This is a genomic window from Curtanaerobium respiraculi (assembly GCF_024609215.1).
Lineage (GTDB): Bacteria > Actinomycetota > Coriobacteriia > Coriobacteriales > Eggerthellaceae > Curtanaerobium > Curtanaerobium respiraculi.
In genome coordinates, this window is record NZ_JANIPD030000004.1 from 17,710 (window position 1) to 40,306 (window position 22,597).

At 60.8% G+C, this 22,597-nt stretch carries 22 protein-coding genes; 4 read left to right on the top strand and 18 right to left on the bottom strand.

The genetic code is table 11. From position 1 onward, the window contains the following. Positions 1 to 226: 226 nt before the first annotated feature. From atpC to rpiB, 12 genes are all read right to left on the bottom strand, one after another. Positions 227 to 640 (bottom strand): ATP synthase F1 subunit epsilon, encoded by a 414-nt coding sequence (gene atpC, locus NOV21_RS03040; protein WP_283171402.1) that lies wholly within the window; start codon positions 638 to 640, stop codon positions 227 to 229. After that, the gene (atpD, locus tag NOV21_RS03045; RefSeq protein ID WP_283171403.1) at positions 641 to 2,068 is read right to left on the bottom strand and encodes a F0F1 ATP synthase subunit beta; all 1,428 of its coding nucleotides are present in this window, start codon (positions 2,066 to 2,068) and stop codon (positions 641 to 643) included. After that, on the bottom strand, positions 2,069 to 2,992 hold the full coding sequence (atpG, locus tag NOV21_RS03050; RefSeq protein ID WP_283171404.1) for an ATP synthase F1 subunit gamma: 924 nt from the start codon (positions 2,990 to 2,992) through the stop codon (positions 2,069 to 2,071). A gap of 13 nt (positions 2,993 to 3,005) precedes the next feature. Beyond that, the gene (gene atpA / locus NOV21_RS03055) at positions 3,006 to 4,583 is read right to left on the bottom strand and encodes a F0F1 ATP synthase subunit alpha (RefSeq protein WP_283171405.1); all 1,578 of its coding nucleotides are present in this window, start codon (positions 4,581 to 4,583) and stop codon (positions 3,006 to 3,008) included. Positions 4,584 to 4,592: 9 nt separating this feature from the next. Beyond that, positions 4,593 to 5,123, bottom strand: coding sequence for a F0F1 ATP synthase subunit delta (locus NOV21_RS03060; protein ID WP_283171406.1), 531 nt, complete (start codon positions 5,121 to 5,123; stop codon positions 4,593 to 4,595). A gap of 19 nt (positions 5,124 to 5,142) precedes the next feature. After that, a complete protein-coding gene (gene atpF, locus NOV21_RS03065) occupies positions 5,143 to 5,757 on the bottom strand; it encodes a F0F1 ATP synthase subunit B (RefSeq protein ID WP_428978404.1) in 615 nt (204 codons plus the stop codon). A gap of 54 nt (positions 5,758 to 5,811) precedes the next feature. Further along, positions 5,812 to 6,030 carry an ATP synthase F0 subunit C gene (atpE, locus tag NOV21_RS03070; RefSeq protein WP_283171407.1) on the bottom strand — a complete coding sequence of 73 codons (219 nt, stop codon included), beginning with the start codon at positions 6,028 to 6,030 and terminating at the stop codon, positions 5,812 to 5,814. A 120-nt stretch (positions 6,031 to 6,150) separates the two neighbouring features. Next, positions 6,151 to 6,921, bottom strand: coding sequence for a F0F1 ATP synthase subunit A (gene atpB / locus NOV21_RS03075; RefSeq protein WP_283171408.1), 771 nt, complete (start codon positions 6,919 to 6,921; stop codon positions 6,151 to 6,153). A gap of 21 nt (positions 6,922 to 6,942) precedes the next feature. Beyond that, complete coding sequence (locus tag NOV21_RS03080) at positions 6,943 to 7,224, bottom strand: hypothetical protein (protein ID WP_283171409.1); 282 nt, start codon at positions 7,222 to 7,224, stop codon at positions 6,943 to 6,945. Positions 7,225 to 7,340: 116 nt separating this feature from the next. After that, positions 7,341 to 7,811 carry a deoxycytidylate deaminase gene (locus tag NOV21_RS03085; protein ID WP_283171410.1) on the bottom strand — a complete coding sequence of 157 codons (471 nt, stop codon included), beginning with the start codon at positions 7,809 to 7,811 and terminating at the stop codon, positions 7,341 to 7,343. 374 nt (positions 7,812 to 8,185) lie between these two features. Continuing rightward, the gene (gene glyA / locus NOV21_RS03090) at positions 8,186 to 9,448 is read right to left on the bottom strand and encodes a serine hydroxymethyltransferase (RefSeq protein WP_283171411.1); all 1,263 of its coding nucleotides are present in this window, start codon (positions 9,446 to 9,448) and stop codon (positions 8,186 to 8,188) included. Between the two features lie 17 nt (positions 9,449 to 9,465). Continuing rightward, a complete protein-coding gene (gene rpiB / locus NOV21_RS03095) occupies positions 9,466 to 9,900 on the bottom strand; it encodes a ribose 5-phosphate isomerase B (protein WP_283171412.1) in 435 nt (144 codons plus the stop codon). Between the two features lie 445 nt (positions 9,901 to 10,345). Between rpiB and NOV21_RS03100 the strand changes: the two genes are divergently transcribed. From NOV21_RS03100 to NOV21_RS03115, 4 genes are read left to right on the top strand one after another with little or no spacing between them, the layout of a single operon-like run. Further along, a complete protein-coding gene (locus NOV21_RS03100) occupies positions 10,346 to 10,864 on the top strand; it encodes an RNA polymerase sigma factor (protein ID WP_283171413.1) in 519 nt (172 codons plus the stop codon). Continuing rightward, entirely contained in the window at positions 10,836 to 11,636 is an 801-nt protein-coding gene (locus NOV21_RS03105) for a hypothetical protein (protein WP_283171414.1), read from the top strand. The genes NOV21_RS03100 and NOV21_RS03105 overlap by 29 nt, the downstream gene beginning before the upstream one ends. Positions 11,637 to 11,651: 15 nt before the next feature. Continuing rightward, positions 11,652 to 12,527 (top strand): ABC transporter ATP-binding protein, encoded by an 876-nt coding sequence (locus tag NOV21_RS03110; protein ID WP_283171415.1) that lies wholly within the window; start codon positions 11,652 to 11,654, stop codon positions 12,525 to 12,527. Positions 12,528 to 12,541: 14 nt separating this feature from the next. Beyond that, complete coding sequence (locus tag NOV21_RS03115) at positions 12,542 to 13,768, top strand: ABC transporter (protein ID WP_283171416.1); 1,227 nt, start codon at positions 12,542 to 12,544, stop codon at positions 13,766 to 13,768. Positions 13,769 to 13,914: 146 nt separating this feature from the next. On the opposite strand, the gene glpK is transcribed toward NOV21_RS03115, so the two are convergent. The 6 genes from glpK to NOV21_RS03145 all read right to left on the bottom strand — a co-directional run bounded on the left by glpK (position 13,915) and on the right by NOV21_RS03145 (position 22,593). Then, positions 13,915 to 15,480: a glycerol kinase GlpK gene (gene glpK / locus NOV21_RS03120; protein ID WP_283171417.1), complete on the bottom strand. Its 1,566-nt coding sequence runs from the start codon at positions 15,478 to 15,480 to the stop codon at positions 13,915 to 13,917. Further along, positions 15,450 to 16,427 carry an alpha/beta fold hydrolase gene (locus NOV21_RS03125; protein ID WP_283171418.1) on the bottom strand — a complete coding sequence of 326 codons (978 nt, stop codon included), beginning with the start codon at positions 16,425 to 16,427 and terminating at the stop codon, positions 15,450 to 15,452. Before NOV21_RS03125 ends, glpK begins: the two co-directional genes overlap by 31 nt. Positions 16,428 to 16,635: 208 nt before the next feature. Further along, positions 16,636 to 16,821: a hypothetical protein gene (locus tag NOV21_RS03130; RefSeq protein ID WP_283171419.1), complete on the bottom strand. Its 186-nt coding sequence runs from the start codon at positions 16,819 to 16,821 to the stop codon at positions 16,636 to 16,638. After that, positions 16,818 to 18,572 (bottom strand): ABC transporter ATP-binding protein, encoded by a 1,755-nt coding sequence (locus NOV21_RS03135; protein WP_283171420.1) that lies wholly within the window; start codon positions 18,570 to 18,572, stop codon positions 16,818 to 16,820. Before NOV21_RS03135 ends, NOV21_RS03130 begins: the two co-directional genes overlap by 4 nt. Further along, a complete protein-coding gene (locus NOV21_RS03140; protein ID WP_283171421.1) occupies positions 18,566 to 21,859 on the bottom strand; it encodes an energy-coupling factor transporter ATPase in 3,294 nt (1,097 codons plus the stop codon). Before NOV21_RS03140 ends, NOV21_RS03135 begins: the two co-directional genes overlap by 7 nt. Then, on the bottom strand, positions 21,856 to 22,593 hold the full coding sequence (locus tag NOV21_RS03145) for an energy-coupling factor transporter transmembrane component T (RefSeq protein ID WP_283171422.1): 738 nt from the start codon (positions 22,591 to 22,593) through the stop codon (positions 21,856 to 21,858). The genes NOV21_RS03140 and NOV21_RS03145 overlap by 4 nt, the downstream gene beginning before the upstream one ends. Positions 22,594 to 22,597: the final 4 nt, after the last annotated feature.

Consider the following 22,597-nt stretch of genomic DNA (forward strand, 5'->3'; position numbering starts at 1 on the left):
ATAGTCTCCCCCCCTCTCGATCCGATTTCATAACTCTACCAGAAGCCGACGAGAAAGGACCACGGGCAAAGGGACGAAAGGAGACATACCGGACAGAGGTGACAAAGAGACTAAGGAACCGGAACGGATGACAAAAGTCTACGGTACCTTTGTCCGTATGTCCACGGTACGGCACACAAAATGGGCGCCCTCCGAAGGGGGCGCCCATTTACGGTTGGGTGTCGGCTTAGGCAGCTGATTCGACGCCGACGGCGTGGGCGCACACACGGGCCCATTTGAGGTCTTCCTCAAGCAGGACCTTGTCCGCACCCTCGACCGCCTTCAAAGCCTCTTCGGCTTCGGCGATCTTCTGCTGCACCGCGGCGGAGTCGATTTCATCCACCAGCACGGCTCGGTCGGCGAGGACGATTGCCTTCTCGCCGGTCACCTGAACATAGCCGCCCATCATCGCGTAGGTGTGCGCAACGGTGCTCGCATCGGAGTACACGCGTATCACGCCGTCGGCCAGCGTGCTCATGGTCTGCGCGTGACCGCTCAGGAAACCCATGGCGCCTTCGGTGCCGGGCACGACCACCATATAGCACTCCTCGGTGAAGAGGCGCTTCGTCGGGGTGACGATGTCGCAGGTAATGTTAGCCATTTAGTCTTCCTTCTGCATCTTCTCGTAGGCAGCGTAGACTTCCTCGATAGCGCCTTTGTAGGTGAAGCACTGCTCGGGGATCTCGTCGCACTTGCCGTCGAGGATCTCCTTGAAGGAACGCACGGTATCTTCCATCTTCACGTAAACGCCGGGATTGCCGGTGAACTGCTCAGCCACGTGGAAGGGTTGGCCCAGGTACTGCTGCACCTTGCGGGCGCGGCTGACGGTGAGCTTCTGCTCCTCGGACAGCTCGTCCATACCCAAGATGGCGATGATGTCCTGCAAATCGCGGTAGTTCTGGAGGAGCTCCTGAACGCCCACGGCGACATCGTAGTGCTCCTGACCGACGACAGCCGGGTCAAGGGCGCGGCTCGTGCTCTCCAGCGGATCGACCGCGGGATAGATGCCCAGCTCGGCGATGGAACGGGACAGAACCGTACGCGCGTCCAAGTGCGTGAACGTCGTGGCCGGCGCGGGGTCGGTCAGGTCGTCGGCGGGCACGTAGACTGCCTGCACCGAGGTGATGGAGCCCGTGGTGGTCGACGCGATACGCTCCTGCAGGTCGCCCATCTCGGTTGCCAGCGTGGGCTGGTAGCCTACTGCGGAGGGCATGCGGCCCAGCAGAGCGGATACTTCGGAACCTGCTTGCGTGAAGCGGAAGATGTTGTCGATGAACAGCAGCACGTCCTGGCCCTGATCGCGGAAGTACTCGGCCTCCGTGAGCCCCGCCAGACCGACGCGCAGACGCGCTCCCGGCGGCTCGTTCATCTGCCCGTATACCAGGCAGGTCTTGTTGATGACGCCCGACTCGCTCATTTCCAGGAACAGGTCGGTGCCCTCGCGGGTGCGCTCGCCCACGCCCGTGAACACCGACGTGCCACCGTGCTCCTGGGCAAGGTTGTTGATGAGCTCCTGGATCAGAACGGTCTTGCCAACGCCGGCGCCGCCGAACAGTCCGGTCTTGCCGCCGCGGATGAACGGCTCGATCAGATCGACGACCTTGATGCCGGTCTCGAACACCTCGGTGCTCGTGGTCAGCGTGTCGTAGCGCGGTGCGGGATGGTGGATGGGCATCCACTTCTCCACCTTGGGCATCGGCTTCTCGTCGACGGGTTCGCCGACGACGTTCCAGATGCGGCCCAGGGTCTCGGGGCCCACGGGCATTTTGATGGGGCTGCCGGTATCGACGATCTCGATGCCGCGCACCAAGCCGTCCGTGGACGACATGGCAACGGCGCGCACCAGGTCGCCGGGAAGGTGCATCTGCACTTCCAGGACAACATGGATGTCGCCCATCGGCGTGGTGGCATCAACCGTCAGAGCGTTGTAGATAGCCGGCATCTGCTCGCGCGGAAACTCGGCATCGACAACGGGTCCGACGATTCGGACGATGCGGCCCACAGCCCCTTTCTTAGTTTCTTCAGCCATTTATTCCTCCAATGCTGCGGCGCCGCCGACGATCTCGTTGATCTCGGTCGTGATGGCGCCTTGGCGAACGCGGTTGTAATAACGCTCGAGCGTCTCCACCATCTCGTTCGCATTGTCGGTTGCGGATTTCATTGCATTGCGGCGGGCACCTTGCTCACCGGCTGCGCTGTCAACAAGCGCGTGGTAGATCATGGTCCTCACGTAGGCGGGCAGCAGGCTACCGAGCACGTCTTCGGCGCTGGGCTCGAAATCGACGTCGCCGTTGACGACCTCATCCGTGGCCCCTCCATCGACCCCGGCGACGGCCGCGGCGGAGAAGTCCTCGTCCTTGGCCAGATCCTTCGGGTTGATGGGCAGGATCGTCTCGATCTGCAACGTCTGCTCGGCGGCGTTTTTGGCGTGGTTGTACACAAGCACGACCCTGTCGTATTCGCCGGCCTTGTAACCTTCGATCGCCTTGGTGGCGATAGCTGCCGCTTCCTCGAACGTCGGATCGGCGGAAAGGTCCTTGAACACCATGTCAAGTTCGATTCCGCGGAAACTGAAGTACGAGATGGCCTTTTTGCCGCAGGCTACGACGTGGGTTCTGATCCCCTCCGCCTGATTGGCGCGGATCTTCTTCTCCACTTCGCGAAGGACGTTGGAATTGAATCCACCGGCGAGGCCGCGGTCGGAAACAACGGCGATGGCCAGCACGTTCTTCACGTCTTCATGCTCCTGCAGCAGCGGATTGTCCAAAGTCCCACCACTCACGGCCACATTGGCCAACATCTCCGCCATGGAGTCGGAATACGGCGTGGCAGCCGCAACGCGCTCCGTCGCGCGGCGAATCTTCGCAGCGGACACCATCTCCATGGTGCGCGTGATCTGCTTCGTCGAGTTGACCGAATTGATGCGCCTTTGAATGTCGTGTAGGTTTGGCATACGTTACCGCCTCTTAAGCTTGCGCCGAAGGTGCGAACGATTTCTTGAACGCCTCGATAGCCTCGTTGGCTTCCGCCTTGATGGCATCCGTCCACTTCTTCTCCTCGCGGAGATGGGCGTAGACATCGGGACGGGAGGTGCGCACGTAGGCGAGCATCTCGTCGCGGAAACGCATGACATCGACCACGGCGATATCATCGAGGTAGCCCTGGTTGCCACTGTAGATGGCAAGCGCCTGCTCCTCGAACGGCATCGGGTTGTAGCGGCCCTGCTTCAGCAGCTCGGTCATGCGGGCACCGCGGTTGAGCTGGTTCTGCGTCGCCTTGTCCAGGTCGGAGCCGAACTGGGTGAACGCCTGCAGCTCGCGGTAGGATGCGAGATCCAGACGCAGCGAGCCGGCGACCTGCTTCATGGCCTTGGTCTGCGCGGAGCCGCCGACGCGGGACACGGAGATGCCCACATTGATAGCGGGGCGCTGGCCCTGGTAGAACAGGTCGGTCTGGAGGAAGATCTGGCCGTCGGTGATCGAGATCACGTTCGTCGGGATGTAGGCGGACACGTCGCCTGCCTGCGTCTCGATCATCGGGAGCGCGGTGAGCGATCCGCCGCCGTTTTCATCGGACAGCTTGACCGCGCGCTCCAGAAGGCGCGAATGCAGGTAGAACACGTCGCCGGGATAGGCTTCGCGTCCCGGCGGACGACGGAGGGTCAGCGACATCTGCCGATAGGCCACAGCCTGCTTGGACAGGTCGTCGTAGATGCACAGGGCATGGCCGCCCGGATTGTCGGCGCCAGCGGGCTTGCCGTCGGCACCGTTGTACATGAAGTACTCGCCAATCGCCGCACCCGACATGGGAGCCAGGAACTGCAGCGGTGCGCTGTCGGATGCGGAAGCGGACACGATGACGGTGTAATCCATCGCGCCGTGCTTCTCCAGCGTTTCCACCAGGCCCGCGACCGTGGAGGCCTTCTGGCCGATCGCCACGTAGATGCAGATCATGTCCTGGCCCTTTTGGTTGATGATCGCGTCGACCGCGATGGCGGTCTTGCCGGTCTGGCGGTCGCCGATGATCAACTCGCGTTGGCCGCGGCCGATGGGAATCATGGAGTCGACGGCCAAGATGCCCGTCTGCATCGGCTCGCACACCGGCTGGCGCGCGATGACGCCGGGAGCCTTGAACTCCACCGGGCGCGTGCTGTCGGCTTTGATGGGACCCTTGCCGTCGATGGGCATGCCCAGGGCATTCACGACACGGCCGAGCATCCCGCGGCCGACGGGGATTTCCACGATTCGACCGGTGGTCTTCACCTGGTCGTTTTCTTTGATAGCCGTGACATCGCCCAGCAGTACGGCGCCCACCTCGTCTTCTTCGAGGTTCTGCGCCATGCCGTACACGACCTCGCCATCGGCTCCGACGAACTCGAGGAGCTCGCCCGCCATGGCATCACGCAGACCGTCGATGCGGGCAATACCGTCGCCAACCTGGATGACCGTGCCGACCTCGCGTGATTCGACGCTCGTATCGAGAGCCGCGATCTGCTTGCGCAGCGCTTCGTCGATCGACTGTGCGGAAATTTCAGTCACTAGCATTCACCTCCATCAGTTCTCTTTGAGCACGCCGCGCGCGTTGGCGAGCATGGTGCGCATGCTCGCGTCGATACGCTTGCCGCGTGCGTTCATGATGATGCCGCCCAGCATGTTCTCGTCGATACGCTCGTCCAGAACGATGTCGGTGCCCAGTTCGGCAGCGGCCTTCTTTTTGATGACCTCGCGCAGATGGTCGTCGAGAGGAACGCGCGTCGTGACCTCCACGACCGTGGTGTTCAGCTTCTCGACGATCTTATCGTTGAAGAGGTTCTTGACTTTGGGCAGTCTCTTGAATTCGCCACGCTCAACCATCACGCCGATGACGCTGATCAGCGCCGGTTCGCTCCCCTCGAGGACCTTGCGCACGACCTGGCTGCGCTGCTCGCTCGTGTAAGCGGTATCATCGGCGAACTCGCCGAGCTCCGCATGCGAGTAGAAATACTCGATGAGGTTGCCCAACTGCTTGCGAGCGGCAACGACGGCGTCGATGCCGCCATCAGCCATCAGTTCATCGATCAGCGTCGATGCGTACAACTCGAGCACAGCTTGTTCTGCGTGGCGATCAGTTGGCATTGAAACTACCTGCCTCGCTCACGTATTTCTCGATGAGGGCACGATGCTCGTCATCGGACAAATCGTTGGCAATGAGCTTGCTTGCCACGGCGACGGACGTGTCGGCGATCGAACCCTGGAGTTCGGAGATCGCCGCTTTCTTCTCCGCCTCGATGGCGACGCGAGCCTTCTCGATCATATCGGCTGCCTCGCGCTGGGCTTGGGCCGTGATGTCAGCTTTGGCCGCTTCGCCGGCCGCCTTCGCGTCGGCGATGATCTGCGACGCAGTCGTCTTCGCCTCGGCCAGCTCGGTCTTGTACTCAGCCAGCACGCGCTCGCTTTCCTGGCGATTCTTCTCCGCATTCTCAAGGTCTTCCTTGATGGAGGTGGCACGCTTTTCGAGCATGTTGTTGAACGCAGGCCAGCCGTACTTGCCCAAGATGATCCACAGGATGATGAACGCGAGAAGCATCGGGATGAATTCGTCCATCTGGGGGAGAATCGCACCGATGCCGGTCGGGATATCAACCGTGTCGGCGAACGCGACAGCGGGGACGCTGCACAGCGATGCCGCGATGACAGATGCGCCGACGCCGGCACGTGCCAGTTTCGTCTTGAGATCCACTATTCACTCTCCTTTCGGCCTTATAGCGGGTGTTTCCGAATCTATAAGGTTGCCTTAGAGAATGAAGGCGAGCACGAAGCCGATAAGCGCGAGGGCCTCGGCCATAGCAGCACCGATGATGAAGTTGGTGAAGATGCGGCCGGCAAGCTCGGGCTGACGGGCGGTGCCGACGCAGCAGCCGTAGGCGGCGATGCCGATGCCGATGCCAGGGCCGATGGCAGCAAGGCCGTAGCCGACTACCTTGAGGGCGCTGATGATCAAAGTCGTTTCCACTAGATCCTCCTTTGTACGGTTTCGCATTCCGCGCGAAACCTTCTTACCTATATGATCTGCCGACACCCAGCCGACACAGATCCGAAGAATGGGGCCTGCTCGCCGTGCAGGCGGACGGGATTAGTGCTCGCTGGTGGCAAGCGAGATGTACACCGCGGAAAGGATGGTGAACACGTAGGCTTGCAGGAAAGCGAACAGGGTCTCGAGCGCGTACATGATGATGAGGAACGCGAACCAGAAGATGGATGCGAGGCCCACCACGTTGCCCGCGGCGATCAACGACTCGCAGAACACGAACGAGGCAAGGGCGAAGATGCCGAGCACCATATGGCCCGCGAACATGTTGCCATACAGTCGGACGGCCAGCGTGAGCGCGCGCAGGATGAGGGAGATGAGCTCGAAGAACCAGATCACGGGCACCAGCGGCGCGGGCAGGCCGGACGGGGCGATGGACTTGATGTAGCCCCAACCGCCGCGCTTCTTGATGCCGTAGTAGTTGAAGTAGACGAACGAGATGAGGGCGAGAGCCCAGGTGACGCTGATGGTGCCCGTCGGGGTCTTGAACCCGGGGATCAAGCCGATGAAGTTGGCGATGAGGATGAAGAAGAAGAGGGTCGCCAGAAAGCCCATGTGCTTCTCGTAGCCGTGGCCAATGGCGTTCTCGCCCATATCGTGGCGCACGAAGTCGTACCCGTATTCCACCAGGTTCACGAACTTGCTGTTGGGAACCAAGGCGAGCTTCTTCGCGGCGGTGAGGACGACGATGAGCACAAGCGCGAAGATGATGACCATCCACAACGTGTACTGCGTCATGCCACCGATCACCGGCGAAGAATAGAATGAGTTGCGTAGCTCCGGTACCGCATTTGACAGTGTCTGAATCGCGTCCACGAATGCACCCTTTCCTTACATTTACTTCGTCAGACGTTTTCGCACGACGAAGACGAGAGCGGCGGCGAGCAAGCCCGCCGCTTCCCCTCCGACGAACGGAAGCGCGCTTTCACGGAAGAACGCAATGCATATGAGCGCCCCGCCGAGTAACACTGCTGTAGATCCGGCGACGGCGAGCAACAGGATGCTCGCATGAGAAAAGTTGGAAACCTTCGTTACGTGCCTCACGGCAACCACCGCCCCGATGAGGGGGATGAAACCGAGTGCGCCAACCATGAAACCAAGGATGACAGGTAACGCCACTTCCATACTTTCTCGACTAGCCGGTTACAACCTTTTGAATCATAACGGAATTGCAACGGCCTTCACAAATGAACGCCGAAAAATCGGGGAATGTGGTTGTTTTTCACATCTGAAAGCTATTCGCCCTGGAAATCGTAGACGCGCATCTTCATCCCCGCCTCCGCGAGCAGCTCTTCGGACAGGGCGTCCGGATAGGGATTCTTGTATACGATCTCTTCGATCCCCGCGTTGATGAGCATCTTCGCGCAGACGATGCAGGGCTGGGTGTTGATGTAGATGCTGGCTCCGGAGATGTCGATGCCGTACCGGGCAGCCTGTATGATGGCGTTCTGCTCGGCGTGGAGCCCGCGGCAGATCTCGTGGCGCTCGCCGCTGGGAACGCCCAGCTGCTGGCGCAGGCAGCCCGTCTCCGCGCAATGGCGCAAACCGCTCGGCACGCCGTTGTATCCCGTGGCAAGGATGCGGCGGTCCTTCACGATGACCGCTCCCACCGAGCGGCGCAGGCAGGTGGAACGCGTGGCCACCTCTTCGGCGAGCGTCATGAAATACTCGTCCCACGAGGGTCGGTCCACTCCTTGTTGCGCCATAATGCCTCCTTCTTGCACATTACCTGCCACTATACACGGGCTGTCAAGGACGGACTGTGACAGGCAACCGCGTGACAGGCAACCGTATTGTTCGTCACATCGACAACGTGCGTGCCTACGGGCTTGGAACGCCTCTTCGGGACACGTCTCGCTTGATAGGGGAAAGACACACTCAGCCTTTCCCCCACCTGCGCTTCACTGGCGTTTCATACAATTTGAAAGGAGAACTTTTGACACAGTCCCCTACATGGCTTTGCCGCTACCATTCAGTGTATTCTCGACGCCCCTGCGGGCATACCAGGATTCGGGGGAAGCTTCGGGTGTGTTTGCCGGACAGCCCGCCCCGCGAATGTGACGAACAATACGGTTGCCTGTCACACGAACTCGAACTCGGGATAGAGGGGGTGCGCGTCGATTATCTGCTGGACGCGATCCTTGATGCGGGCAAGCTCATCCCCATCGTCGCGAGCGAAGGCGAACACGGCGCCGGCGATGCACGTGCCGACCGTGTGGAACTCCCCCTCGGTCAGGCCGCGCGTGGTGCCTGCTGCAGTCCCTACGCGAATACCGCTGGTCACAAACGGGGAACGCGTCTCGTTCGGGATGGTGTTCTTGTTAACGGTCAGGCCGACTTCCTCCAAGACCTTCTCCGCGTCCCTGCCCGTCACATCCGCTGGGGTCAAATCGACTAGGCACAGATGGTTGTCCGTTCCGCCGGATACCAAGCGAAGACCGCCTTCGGTCATACCGCGGCCCATAGCAGCGCAATTGACGACCACCTGGTGGATGTATTGCCTGAACTCGGGCTTCAGCGCCTCCCCGAACGCAACCGCCTTGGCGGCGATCACGTGCATGAGGGGACCACCTTGCGTACCCGGGAACACGGCGCTGTTGATCTTCTTCGCCAGCGCTTCGTCGTTGGTGAGGATGATTCCGCCACGCGGCCCGCGTAGGGTCTTGTGGGTGGTACTGGTGACGATATCCGCATATGGAATGGGGCTGGGATGCTCGCCTGCGGCGACCAAGCCGGCGATGTGAGCCATGTCCACCATCAGGTACGCGTCCACGTTATGGGCGATCCGGGCAAGTCGCTCGAAATCGATGACGCGCGGGTAGGCGCTGGCACCCGCGACGATGACCTGCGGCTTCACTTCTTCCGCCTGCTTCTGCAGGGCATCGTAGTCAATGCGCTCGTCCTCGCCCACGCCATATGCCTCCACATGGTAGAGCTTGCCCGAGAAGTTGACCGGACTGCCGTGGGTCAGATGACCGCCGTTGTCTAAGCTCATGCCCAAGATGGTGTCGCCCGGGTTGATAATGGCGGCGTATGCAGCGTAGTTAGCCTGCGCACCGGAGTGCGGCTGCACGTTGGCGAACTTGGCGCCGAAGAGCTTGCACGCGCGCTCGATGGCCAGGTTCTCGACGATGTCGACCTTCTCGCATCCGCCGTAGTAACGGTGACCCGAATAGCCTTCCGCATATTTGTTGGTGAGCACGCTGCCCATCGCCTCCATGACCGCGGGCGAGACGATGTTCTCGGAGGCGATCAGCTCGATGGTCCCGCGCTGTCGGGCGAGCTCCTGGCTGATGGCGCTGGCTATTTCCGGATCGGCGTCGCCGAGGAATCGAAATGGCATTGGTTTCCCCTCTTCCGCTAATCGAGCGACATGATCTTGGCGACGCGCCCAGTGTGGCGCCCTTCGCCGAACGGCGTGGAGAGGAACTCGTCGAGGATCCTCTCGTTCGTCTCGAGGTCGACGAAGCGGCCGGACACGGTGATGACGTTGGCGTTGTTGTGCTCGCGGCAGAGCTGGGCGAACTCGGGCGTGACGATGTTGGCAGCGCGGACGCCGGCTACCTTGTCGGCTGCCATCGCCATGCCGATGCCGGTGCCGCACACCAGCACACCGCGCTCCGCACGGCCTTCGGCAACGTCATGGGCCACGGCGGCGGCGAAATCGGGATAGTCGCAGCGCTCCTCGCTATGGCAACCGCGGTCCTGAACCGAGTGGCCGGCGGACTTCAGATAGGCCTTCAGCTGTTCTTTCTGCTCGTATCCTGCGTGATCGCTGCCAATGGAAATAATCATGACGGTCCTTTCGAGACAAATATCGTTCCGTACTTTGGCACATTCTTCGATATCAGCCCGGGTTCCAGAACAATTTCCGCGAACACGACAGAAAGAGCGTCCGCTCCATATTCGAGTCGGCAAGAACATGGATGCGGATGGAGGCTGCGAAGCATTCGGACGAGACCTGATGGGGCAATCACGAGCTGCTGACGTGATGCCGCGTGACGGGCAACCGTATTGGTTGTCACATAACCCCATGTGACAACCAATACGGTTGCCCGTCACGACAATGACCGCTAGAATCCGCCCGGTTGGCCGTCACGCGTCAATACGGTTGCCCGTCACGGGTTTCGCGGCCCATGCCGTTACCCGCACAAACTACCGCAGGCTCAGAAAAATCCTATGGAGAGCCGCACATTTCAAGCGGCTCTCGCGTTGTAATGGGTAGAGGAGGTGATTCGGTTTGCCAAGGAACGCTGCTCACGGCCTGAATCCAGACCGGGCGCGGGAGATAGCCGAGGAGTGCTACGGCGAGGTGCTGGCGTACTGCAGGCGTCACGCGCCCGCAAGACATGATCCAGCCGACCTCGCACAGGAGACGTTCCTTCGCTTCGTGCGTGCCCAGGGATACCGCGAGCAGGGCAAGCCCATCGCTTACCTCATGCGTATAGCGAGGAGCGTCTGCGTGGATGCCAGTCGTGAGAAACGACTGGAAACGGTGAACCTCGACTTCGAGGTTGCCGCCGGAGAACGTAGCGCGGTGGAGGAAGATCTCGATGCCGCTCTGGCAAATCTGCCGGACGAGATGCGCGAGGCCGTGGAACTGCGGTTCGGATCCGGCCTCGGCGTGGGCGAGGTCGCCCGCGCGATCGGCATCAGCCGCTTCTCCGCGAGAAGGCGTATCAACGCTGCATTGAGGCTGCTCGAAGAGGAGCTGGGGGAAGGTGATCCGGATGAAAGATACAGGCCGCGCAAGGCTTAAGGCGGCTCTGGGCAAACACTACTCGGCGCAGCGCGATGAAGCCGGGCCGGAGGCGATCAACTCGCTTGCCCGGGCCATGGTCGTCGAGGATGCACGCATGCGCAGGTCGCAGCCCCGCAGCGGGGGGCACGTCGCGTTCGTTGCGGCCCAGGTGCGCTACATCCCCGCATGGACGTGGGCGGCACAGGCGGCAATCGTCGCGCTCATGTGCGCGGTGGCGTGCGCATCGACCGATGCGGGGGCGGCGAAGCCCTGCGTCGGGGCGCTCTCGACAATCACCGTGCTGGTCGGCGTGCCCGCCGTGCAGGCGAGCAAGCTCCACGGCGTGGCGGAGCTCGAGTACTCGTGCCCCAACAACGCCGCAAGCGTGATGCTGGCGCGACTCATCGCGCTGGGTTGCTCATCGGCCCTGGCAGTTTCGCTCATGGTGACCGCGACGTCATCGTACTTGAACGTGAGCGCCTTCGACGCGGCGCTTTGGGCCTGCCCTCCTTTCTTCTGTTCCTCCGCGGGGTCGCTCATGGTGCTGCGCAAGGCGGCCCCGTCTGCGGCAGCGATACTCTGCATGGCCTGGACCGCCACGTGCTCGGCCGCGCTTATCGCCCTCGCGGGCCTGCTGCCCGGTCTGTACGGGCAGGCGTCGCTCGCGGTCTGGGCGGGAGCCGCCGCACTGGCACTCGCATGGCTCGCCCGCGAGGTCGCGATGACCTTCAAGGCCGTCTCAGAAGGGCTCGATTCCTTCTCGCCGCACATGGCTCGCACCCACAACTAGACAAGGATTCGTGAAATGGAACTTACATTGGATAGGCTGACCAAGCAGTTCGGAGCGAGGATCGCCGTGGATCGCGTGTCGGCGACGCTCACCCCGGGCGTCACGGGCCTTTTGGGCGCAAACGGCGCAGGGAAGACCACGCTCATGCGCATGGTCTGCGACGTTCTGAGGCCCACGAGGGGGCAGATCTTGGTCGACGGCCGCGATGCCGCAGCGATGGGCGACTCCTACCGGGCGCTGCTCGGCTACCTGCCGCAGGACTTCGGCTACTACCCGGACTTCACCGCGCTCGACTTCATGCGCTACATGTCCACCCTCAAGGGATTCGGCAGCCGCGAGGGACACGCCCGCAGCATGCGGCTGCTCGAGGAGGTGGGCCTGGCGGACGATGCGAAGCGCAAGGTAAAGACATTCTCGGGAGGCATGAAGCAGCGTCTCGGCATCGCCCAGGCCATGCTCAACAACCCCGCCATCCTCATACTCGACGAACCGACAGCGGGTCTCGACCCCAAGGAGCGCGTGCGGTTTCGCAACCTGATCGCGAGCTTTGCCCAGGACAAGATCGTCGTCCTCTCCACCCACATCGTGAGCGACGTGGAGTTCATCGCCAGCCGCATCCTAGTCATGCGCCAAGGCGGCTTCATCATGGACGGCGCGCCCGAGCAGGTGGTGGCGAGCGCAGCGGGCAAGGTGTGGGAATGCCACGTGGATGCACATCGTGCCGAGGAGATGAGTGCACGCATGACCGTGGCAAACGTGCGCTACGCGGCCGACGGGCACGCAGTGGTGCGCGTGGTTGCCGACGCCCGCCCCATGGAGGGGGCAAAAGCCGCGGAACCAACGCTTGAGGACCTGTACTTGAACGTGTTCCGGGACACGGCCGAGAAGTAAGGAGGACAGAGAAGATGGGAAGCCTCATCCGGTTCGAACTCAAGAAGATAGCCGGCAACAGAGCCGGCATGATAGCGTGCGCGGTGGCACTCGTGCTGCTCGTGGCCATGTCCGTGATGAACGTGCTCACCACCGGGGCCTGGGATCTCAGGTCGGGAGAGTACGTGACCGGAATGTCGGCCCAGGATGCGATACGCTATACCGAAGAGGGCCATGCGGGCGTGCTCGATGACGAGCGCGTGGCGGCGGACATCGCGGCCTTCGACCTCGCCGGGAACCGATGGAGCCAAGATGCCGCACATCTCGAGGGACTCACCGGGCGGCAGATAATCGACGAGTACGGCATGGATTTCTGGCGGAATGTCGTCCGCGTGTGCATGAGCGAGTATTACCTGCGGCTCGACAAGGTCATGACCGACGACCATGGAAACAGAGCCCAAAGCCTCGAGGAGGCTGCCAGGGCATTCAACGCCGGAGAGCTGGCAGACGGCTACTTGGGCTACTTCCCCTACACCGATGCTGAACGTGACTATTGGCAGGCCAAGATTTCTGCCATCGAATGGCCCATCACATTCGGATATGCCGAAGGGTGGAACAACATCTTCAGCTGGACGAGCTTCCTCGCGCTCGCGGTCATCGCCTGCTGCATCGCGGTTTCGGGGGTGTTCGCCGGCGAGTACCAGAACCGAACAGCGGCCATCGTGCTGCCGACCAAGCGCGGGAAGAGGGCCCTGCCCGCCGCCAAGGCGGTGGCGGCGCTCATCTTCGTCAACATGTTCTGGTGGCTCTGTGTCGCGTGCGTATGGGTCCTGTACCTGGGGCTGCTTGGCCCCGACGGCGGCGGGCTGCCTTTCCAGGTGTTCGATTTCATGAGTCCGTATCCGCTCACCGTCGCCCAGGTATGCCTCATCGCCATCCTCACCGGCTGGGTGATCTGCATGGGGTGCACGGCCTTCACGCTCCTGCTTTCGTCGCGTCTGCGCTCGACGATGCCCGTTGCGGTCGCGCCTATCGCAATCATCTTCCTCGGCGTGGTGGCAAATCTCGTGACTCCCCTCGCGAAACTCGCGGACCTCACCCCGATGAGCGGCCTCAACGACATGTTCACGGGCATGCTGAGCTATGCCGCAGGCCCCATCGTCCTGGATCTAGCGAGCGCGCTTACCGTAATCTACGCGCTTCTGCTGGTCGTATGCCTCCCCTGCGCCGCACGCGCCTTCAGGAGACACCAGGTGGCATAGGCGGAAAGGCCGGACAACAGACCCGCAAGGTCGTCGTCCGGCCTGATGGCAAAGGCGATTCGGCTTTTGGTTCCATCACGGTGCTAGCCGCGCTTCCTCCCGCCGACGAGAGCCGCTGCAAGCGCGGCACCTGGGGGAAAGGCCGCCTACCTCGTGCGGGTGCGGCGAATGCAATCCGCCCAGCCCGCTAGGCGGGCCGCCCTCTCCGAGGCTGCCATGCAGGGCATGAACGCGTTCTCGATCACGCGTTTGCTGCGGATCTCGTCCATATCCGCCCAGAACCCCGTCGCCAGACCCGCCAGGTAGCATGCCCCCGCAGCGGTGGTCTCGGAATTCGCGGGACGCTGCAGCTTGGCATCGAGGATGTCCGCTTGGAACTGCATGAGGAAATCGTTGCGGCTCGCCCCGCCGTCGACGGCGAGCAGTTGGAGGGGGGTCCCCGCGTCGGCCTCCATGCAGCGTGCGAGGTCGCATACCTGGTATGCAAGCGATTCCAGCGCCGCACGCACGATATGGGCGCGATGGGTCCCGCGCGTGAGCCCGTAGACAGCGCCGCGGGCATCCGAATCCCAATACGGCGCGCCCAGCCCAGTGAAAGCGGGAACGATGTACACCCCCGCCGTATCGGGAACGCTGGTCGCCATCTGCTCCGTCTCGCCGGCGCTTCCTATGAGCCCCAGCTCGTCGCGCAGCCATTGGATAAGGGCGCCTGCCATGAACACGCTCCCTTCGAGCGCGTATTCGATGTGGTCGCATGCGGGCTCGCTGGCGGCGATCGTGGTCACCAGATTGTTGTGCGAGCGGATGGCCTCGGCACCCGTGTGCATGAGCAGGAAGCACCCGGTTCCGTACGTGTTCTTCGCCTGACCGGGGGATGTGCAGCATTGGCCGAACAGCGCGCTCTGCTGGTCGCCCGCAACACCGCGGATGGGCATGCCGGCGGGAATAGCGGGGATGGAAGCGCATCGCCGGTTGGCGGGATGGGCGGCGGACGGCACCTGCGCCGCCGTCTCACCGAAGTCGCCCGAGCTCGGCCGTACCTCGGGCAGGCACGCCAAGGGAACGTCGAACAGATCGCACAGCCACGGACACCAGGCACCCTCGTGGATATCGAAGAGCATCGTGCGGCTCGCATTCGTGTAATCGGTCGCATGCACGGCACCGCCCGTCAGGTTCCACACCAGCCAGCTGTCCACCGTGCCGAACAGCACATCGCCCGCAGAGGCCGCGGCACGCGCACCCGGCACGCTGTCGAGCAGCCATTTGATCTTGCTGGCGCTGAAATACGCATCCGGGATCAAGCCCGTGGTCGCGCAGATCCGCTCGCGCACCTCCGGATCGGAGCACAGCTCTTCGATGATGGGCGCCGTGCGCCGGCACTGCCAAACGATCGCGTTGGCGATAGGTTCGCCCGTGCGACGGTCCCAGAGGATAGTCGTCTCCCGTTGGTTCGTGATGCCGATGCTGTCGATCTCGTCGACCTGCACGTTGAAATTCTCCATCACACCGACAAGCGATGCCAGCTGGGATTCCAAGATATCGAGCGGATCGTGCTCCACCCAGCCGGGTTGAGGGAAATGCTGCTCGAACGGAAGCTGGTACACGCCGCGGACGATGCTGTCGCGATCCAGCAGCAGAGCACGCGAGCTGGTGGTGCCCTGATCGAGTGCGATAATGTATTTCACCTCGCCCCTCTTTCCGCGGCAGCGCATATGCTGTCGAGCCAAGCGAGGATGTCGGCGTAGACATGCATATGATCGGGTTCGTTGAGGATTTCATGACGCATGCCGTCATAGAGCTTGCATGTCACCCGTGCGCGCTTGCCCAACGCGACAGCCGCTGCGCGCACCCCCTTTCCCTTTGCGCCGACGGGATCTTCGCCGCCGGCGACGAGAAGCACGGGGAAGCCAGCGGGAACCGCGTCCGCGCACGCCTGCGACGATGCCGTATGGACCAATCCGAACAGGGAAGCGTAACCACCAGCGCTGAACATGGCCCCGCATGCGGGGTCGGCGATGTAGGCATCCACCATCGCAGGATCGGTGCTGAGCCAATCGAATTGCGTACGAGGATGTCCGACCGATGCGCTGTAGCCGCCTATACCCATCGAATGCAGGAATCCACTGCGATAATCCCACCCCCGCGTCGCGGCAACGCACCGCGCCAGCCATGCGGCAGGGGATGTGAGGATGGCGGGCTGATGACCCGTGCCGCAGATGACGGCCCCCGACAACTCTTCGCCGTATGCGGCGATATAGGCGCGCATGATGAAGCTGCCCATGCTGTGCCCGAACACGAAATACGGGACGGAAGGATGGCGCTCCCGCATGATCAGGTGCAACGCGTTGGCATCATCGATCATGATCGTACCACCGTCCACGGGCAGCTTGCCGATGGCTTCGGAATTTCCCGCACTCGCACCATGCCCGATATGGTCGTTCGCCGCCACCGCGAAACCGTGTGCGGCCAAGAACCGTGCGAAGTCATCGTACCGGAACGCGTGCTCTACCATGCCATGGGCGATTTGGAGCACGCCCCGCACGGGAACGCCGGCAGGGGGAACCCATACCCACGTGCGGATGCGCTTGCCGCGCCATCCGGAGTCGAAGTGCAGTTCCTCGACTTCGACCTGCGCTTTCGCTGCCTCGCAATCCTGCATGGACGGCTCCTTCGCCTCGAGAAACGATATGCGCAGATTATAGCGCGGGAAAGAGGCGGCACAGAAGGGGTACGCGTGGCGTTGCCCATGGCAGCCAACCGTATTGGTGACGCGACTGGTGACGGGCAACCGTATTGGTTGTCACATGCCCCCACGTGACAACCAATACGGTTGCCCGTCACGCGGTGGGGTGCGGTTGCCCGTCACGCTATGCTTCGTCTCTGCTTCCTAGGATCTGGATAAAGGCAAGACCGCCCAGTAGGAGCACAAACCCTGCAACTACCAGTACGGTCGCCACCACATCGCCTAGGCCCGGCACATAAGCACCGCCGAAAATGAGGAAGATGCTTATGATGCATGCCAGGATCCCTATGATTTTCACGCGTGTTTTCACGATGCTTCCCCCTCGAGCAAGCCGCCAGCATGCTGCTGTGCCGCGACCATAGCAGCATAGCGGCCCCCAGCGGCAAGTAAGTCAGCATGGGTACCCTGCTCGACAATCTGACCCGCATCGATCATGAGAATCTGGTCCGCATCAACGATCGTCTTCAAGCGGTGCGCGATAACCAGGGTGGTTTTACCCCGGCAAAGCGTGCTGATCGCACTTTGAATGGCGCTTTCGTTATCGGCGTCCACGCTCGCGGTAGCCTCATCCAAGATAACGATGGGCGCATCCTTCAACAGGCTGCGCGCGATCGAGATGCGTTGCGCTTCACCGCCGGAAAGGCTCGCCCCGCCTTCTCCGATAATCGTGTCGAACCCGTAGGGCAGATCCATGATGAAGTCGTAGCATCGTGCCTTTTTGGCAACTTCAACCACCTGCTCGTAGGTCGCATCTTCATGCCCGAGGGCGATATTGTTAAACACGGTATCGTTAAACAGGTAGACGCATTGGAACACCATCGTCACATTCTCCATGAGCGTGGAAAGCGGCATCTCGCGCACGTCGACCCCACGCACCAGAATGCGTCCGGCTTGAATATCCCAGAATCGCGTGAGCACGTTGGCAATGGTGCTTTTGCCACTGCCTGAAGGACCTACAAGCGCCGTCATGCTGCCGCGCGGCATAGAAAACGTCACATCATCCAGCACCCGTGCCTCGCCATAGCCGAACTCAACCCCTTCGAATGCAATCTCGGGGATGGTGGACTCAGCGGCGGGCAGGGGACTCTCACCGTCATCGGGAAGCTCGGATTCGTTCATGAGAGCATCGATGCGGTCAAGCGCCGAATTCATGATCGATAGCCGGGCTCCCAGCTGATACACGTGTTTCGACGGTTGGAAAATCAGAAACAGGAACAGGGCGATGCCGGTAAAATAGGGGATGGGCAACGTACCTTCAATGCACATGTGCGCGGATAGCAACAATACGATGGCCGTTCCCAGGGCGAATACAATCAAAATAGCACGGTGATAGGGTGTGTAACGCCCTTCGAACTCCAGGTTCTGGTCGGTCATCTGGGCAAATGAGCGGCGCAGTTCCTTTGCTCCCTCTCCTGCAAGATTGAAGCTTTTTATAATGCCGAAACCTGCTGTGTACTCGATCACAGCCTGCGTCATATCCTCAAGCGACTGCTGACGCACGTCGCTATTGTAAGTTATACGCTTGGTCATGATGGTGCCGATGCAGACGGCAACGGCCTCGATTGCGATGATGGCCAATCCAAGCGGCGGGCTTAAGATCAACATGAATACGATGAGGATCGCCTGCGAGAATACGTCGCTGACCGCATCGGCCAGAATCGTCATGCTGTTTTCCTCGATGAACACCATGTCCACCGAAAGGATGGAGCTGATCTTGCCGATGTTGCCCGCCGTAAAATAACCCATGGGAAGGCGGCGTAGATGATCGCCGAGCGTAAGGCGCATATCGGCAAAGAGCTCATAGCCCGAAGCGGACTGCAACTTGTCCACAATATACTGGAACAGCGTTTGCAACATCATCGTGGCAAATCCGATGGCGGCGAACACGATGGCGATGGATACCGTAGCCGTTCCCTCCAGCAGCATCATGATCGCGAAGATAGCAAGCATGATGGGCATGTTCGCACATAACTGCTTCAGGAACGAGAACAGGAACGAAAGGCGAATGCGGGGGGCATACGGCCCGGCAACCTTCAGGATCCGATGGACGAAGGCTAGCATGCGCGCACCTCCTCCTCCGCAGCATCCGAAGAAGAGGACACCGTCCAATCGGCCGCGCTTTCCGACGTTTCCCAAAGGTGATGGTATAGGGGGCTCAGCTGCAAAAGCTGGTCATGGGTCCCCTGCGCGGATACGACGCCATGGTCTAGCACCAAAATGGTGTCGGCGTTCTGAACGGTGCGCAACCGATGCGCGATGACGATAACCGTCTTACCCTTCACCATGTGGTGCACGGCGGCATTTATCTTCTCTTCATTTTCGGGATCAACGAATGCAGTCGCCTCATCCAGCACGACTACGGGAGCGTTTCGCAATATCGCACGCGCAAGCGCGATGCGCTGCCGCTGCCCGCCCGAAAGCTGCCCTCCCGAACTGCCGGCAAGCGTTTCATAGCCTCGGGGCAATTTTTGCACGAACTCATCGCATTGCGCGGCACGCGCTGCGGCAAGCACCTCTTCATCGCTCGCCCCCGGCTTGCCATCGCGAATGTTTTCCAAAATGCTCTTGTTGAAAAGGAACACCTCTTGGGAAACGTATGAGATCTGATTGCCCAACGTCGCCAGATCCATGCTGGCTATATCCTGCCCTCCCAGCGTAATGGCGCCTTCGACCACATCGTAATAATGGACGAGCAGGCGGGCGATGGTTGACTTACCGCTTCCGCTTGCGCCCACCAACGCCGTCATCTTCCCTTCGGGCGCCGTAAATGAGACCCCGCGCAGCACTTGCGCACCGCCATAGGTGAACCGCACGCTATCAAATCTCACCGTATGATCGTCCCCCGCAAAGGGCGCGGCGCCCACATGCAATGGGGCGCGATCCATCGCTTTCTCGAGCGCTTGGATTTTGAAGTTCACTTGAGGAAGAGTGCCGCCGAACGCCATCAGACGAACGAGCATGGGGCTAATGGCAAAACTCATGCACAAAACGATGATGAGCTTCGTCAGGGACATCGTCCCCGACATCACAAACAGCATGCCGAACGGCAGGGTATAGAGCGTGATATTGGCAAGCAGGCTTCCGTATAGCGACATCCAGGGCCACGTGGATTTATACCATGCGAGAACGAAATCACGGTAGCTGGTGACCGTCTTTTGATAGCGCGATCCCAAATCACCCTCGCGGTTGAATACCTTTACAACCTCCATGCCGTTCACGAATTCGATGATCATGTTGTTCAAGCGCTTTGAGGCGGCAAAGTAGCTCCCCATGCGATCCATGCCCGTCGTGTACATCTGCTTCATGGTGAAATAGCCGAATGCCACCGATATGGCGGTGAATAACGCCAAGCGCCAATCGATAGCGATAAGCACTATCAGCGTCACTGCCGGCACCGAAATATTTGCGATGCCTTCGGGTATCGCATGGGCAAGGAGCAGCTCTATGGATTCGATATCGTCGGAAAAGTATTTCTTAACCGCACCCGACCCGATGGCGCGCACGCTGCCGATGGGCTGCGCTTCAAGCTTCTCCTGCAACGATATGCGCAGGTTTTCGAGCGTGTGATACGCCGCCTTATGGCTCAGCGTCAAACCGAATAGATAGAGGATGGCATAAGCTATACCCGCAACGGCAACACCGGCTACCGTCCACCATACAGCATCCATGGCCATTGTCTTGGCCTCGACGAGCCCCTGCAATAACCCCGCGATAAGCGCGTAGGGCACCACTTGAGCAAGCGCCGCCAGGATAAGGACGACCACTGCAGCATAGGTGTACTTCTTATACGGCCCCGCGTATTCCAGAATACGCCCGATAGCCCCTATGTTCTTGCGCCGCTTGCTGGTCGAGGCGGTGCTGGGACTCTGGAAGTAGTAGCGCGCCCTCTCGACGCCTTGATCATCCAAGGGATAAAGGCTGGCAACGCGTCCGTTTTCGATATGGAGCACGTGTGTGCATGATTCCAATACGAGCTCGAAATCGTGCGTGACGATCAGCGATACGTCAGCATGCTGATGCGCTTGCCGCAACACGCGCGCGAACGACTGCATACCCGTGCGGTCCAGACCGCTGGTGGGCTCATCGTAAGCAAGGACCTTCCGCCCGGCGCACAGCGCCGAAGCGATTGCCACCCGTTGCTTTTGGCCGCCCGAGAGCGAGGCGGGATGGCGGTCTGCGGTGTCTTCGAGGCCAAGGCTGCGCAGCACTCCCATCGCTTCCTCGCGCGTCGTGGAGGTGTTCATCGTGACCTCTTCGATAACGCTATCGGAGAAGAGCTGCCGATTCACATCCTGCATCACCAGAAAGCTTTGCTCTGCGCGCCTCTTATCGGTTAAGAACGTTCCGTCGAACGCAACGGTCCCCTGCATGGAATTCACGCCGCACAACGTTTCGACCAGCGTTGATTTCCCTGAACCGTTGTCGCCGATCACGGCGACAACGCTCCCGCTTGGAATACGCAGCTCTTCGATATCGAGGATCTGCGTGTCGCCGCGGTTGCATGACAGGTCCAGCGCTTCTATGGCGACATGGGCCGCCTGCCCCGTTGCCGTCGCGCCCATCTGCGATCCTGCGCGCTTATTGGCAGGAGGCTGCAGCCCATCGAGGGACGTGGCGCGGAGGCCGAGCGCATCTAGCTCCGCATCGTCTAACGCGAGGAATTCATCGTGGGTATATTCACCCACGATGCGGCCATCATCCATATAGATGAACCGGTCAGCAAGATCGGCCATGTAATAGAGCCGATGCTCCGACAAAACGATGGTCTTACCTTGGGCCTTGATGCGCGCGAGCGCGTCATGCAGGCGCAGTATGGCCTTTTTATCCAAATTCGAGCTCGGCTCGTCCATCACGTAGTGAGGAGGATCGGTAGCATACACGCTTCCGCAGGCAATCTGCTGCTTTTCTCCGCCGGAAAGCTCGAAGATATTACGCCCCAGCAGAGCGCCCAGTTTCAGATCGGCCGCGGTAGTCTCCAAGCGTGCAGCGATATCCTGTTGGGGAAGCCCTAAATTTTCACAGCCGAATGCCAACTCGCCGGTCGTATCAACGTTGAAAAATTGACTCTTCGGATTCTGGAATACGCTTCCTACCAGGTGCGATACTTCATGTAGGGGACCTTCGCTCACGCACATGCCATCAACGATGACCCTGCCTTCCATGACGCCCTCGTAAAATCCCGGCGCCAGTCCGTTCATCAAACGCGTGACCGTGGTCTTGCCGCATCCCGATCGACCGCACAACACCACGCATTCGCCATTTTCGATAGTGAGGTTCAAATCGTCAACGCCTTCGCCCGTACCATGCTCTCCGGCATAGTGGAAGCTGGCGTTCTCGAGCTTGATCATAGCGCTCCCTTTGTTGCAAAGATGATGATCGCGAAGATGGCGAGCGCCGCGATAGTGAGGTAGTCAACCCAACGCAGGCGCACCGTTTCATACGCCGAGCGCTTTTCTTCCGAATCGAGCCCGCGCGCAATCGCGGCGCTGGCGAGCTCTTCCATAACGGACATCGAACTGAACAGCATAGGGATCAAAATGTACTCGATGGTGCACATCGGGTGCGTCACGATAGCGAACGGATCGGTCCGAATGCCGCGAAACGCCATGGCCTTGCTGATACCCGCCCATTCTTCCTGCACCGTCGGAACGAAACGGAAGAACACCGCAATGGGAATGACAACCGATACCGGAAGGTGCATACGCTGGAATGCTGCAAGGAAATCGCTGATATGGGTGGTTTGGACGATGAGCAGGAACGAAGCCATGATGGGAAAGAAAAAGATCCCGATGAGGACAAGGCCGTTCAGGACATTGCCCACAACACCGGGCTCGATGCCCGATGTGAGGATGCACTCGCGCGTGAACAGCAATAGGAATTGCAGCGCGAACAGCTTAAGGCCCTCTGCGCGCTTCCCCGAAAGGACGAGAAGCGCGCAGAGAAACGCCCCGAACAGCAATTGCGGCACCAGCTGATAATTGCTCAGGCTGAGGACGCTGCTCATCACGAAGACGAGCAGCTTGGTTCGGGAATCAAGTTTGATTATGTTCTTGGAATCGTCTCCGTAGGTGAATAGGTCCATGGCG

What these genes read in the sequence shown, in the direction of transcription:
- atpC (WP_283171402.1), bottom strand. Translation starts at nt 640, where the DNA reads ATGGCTAACATTACCTGCGACATCGTCACCCCGACGAAGCGCCTCTTC.
- atpD (WP_283171403.1), bottom strand. Translation starts at nt 2,068, where the DNA reads ATGGCTGAAGAAACTAAGAAAGGGGCTGTGGGCCGCATCGTCCGAATC.
- atpG (WP_283171404.1), bottom strand. Translation starts at nt 2,992, where the DNA reads ATGCCAAACCTACACGACATTCAAAGGCGCATCAATTCGGTCAACTCG.
- atpA (WP_283171405.1), bottom strand. Translation starts at nt 4,583, where the DNA reads ATGCTAGTGACTGAAATTTCCGCACAGTCGATCGACGAAGCGCTGCGC.
- NOV21_RS03085 (WP_283171410.1), bottom strand. Translation starts at nt 7,811, where the DNA reads ATGGCGCAACAAGGAGTGGACCGACCCTCGTGGGACGAGTATTTCATG.
- glyA (WP_283171411.1), bottom strand. Translation starts at nt 9,448, where the DNA reads ATGCCATTTCGATTCCTCGGCGACGCCGATCCGGAAATAGCCAGCGCC.
- rpiB (WP_283171412.1), bottom strand. Translation starts at nt 9,900, where the DNA reads ATGATTATTTCCATTGGCAGCGATCACGCAGGATACGAGCAGAAAGAA.
- NOV21_RS03105 (WP_283171414.1), top strand. Translation starts at nt 10,836, where the DNA reads ATGAAAGATACAGGCCGCGCAAGGCTTAAGGCGGCTCTGGGCAAACAC.
- NOV21_RS03110 (WP_283171415.1), top strand. Translation starts at nt 11,652, where the DNA reads ATGGAACTTACATTGGATAGGCTGACCAAGCAGTTCGGAGCGAGGATC.
- NOV21_RS03115 (WP_283171416.1), top strand. Translation starts at nt 12,542, where the DNA reads ATGGGAAGCCTCATCCGGTTCGAACTCAAGAAGATAGCCGGCAACAGA.
- glpK (WP_283171417.1), bottom strand. Translation starts at nt 15,480, where the DNA reads ATGCGCTGCCGCGGAAAGAGGGGCGAGGTGAAATACATTATCGCACTC.
- NOV21_RS03125 (WP_283171418.1), bottom strand. Translation starts at nt 16,427, where the DNA reads ATGCAGGATTGCGAGGCAGCGAAAGCGCAGGTCGAAGTCGAGGAACTG.
- NOV21_RS03135 (WP_283171420.1), bottom strand. Translation starts at nt 18,572, where the DNA reads ATGCTAGCCTTCGTCCATCGGATCCTGAAGGTTGCCGGGCCGTATGCC.
- NOV21_RS03140 (WP_283171421.1), bottom strand. Translation starts at nt 21,859, where the DNA reads ATGATCAAGCTCGAGAACGCCAGCTTCCACTATGCCGGAGAGCATGGT.
- NOV21_RS03145 (WP_283171422.1), bottom strand. Translation starts at nt 22,593, where the DNA reads ATGGACCTATTCACCTACGGAGACGATTCCAAGAACATAATCAAACTT.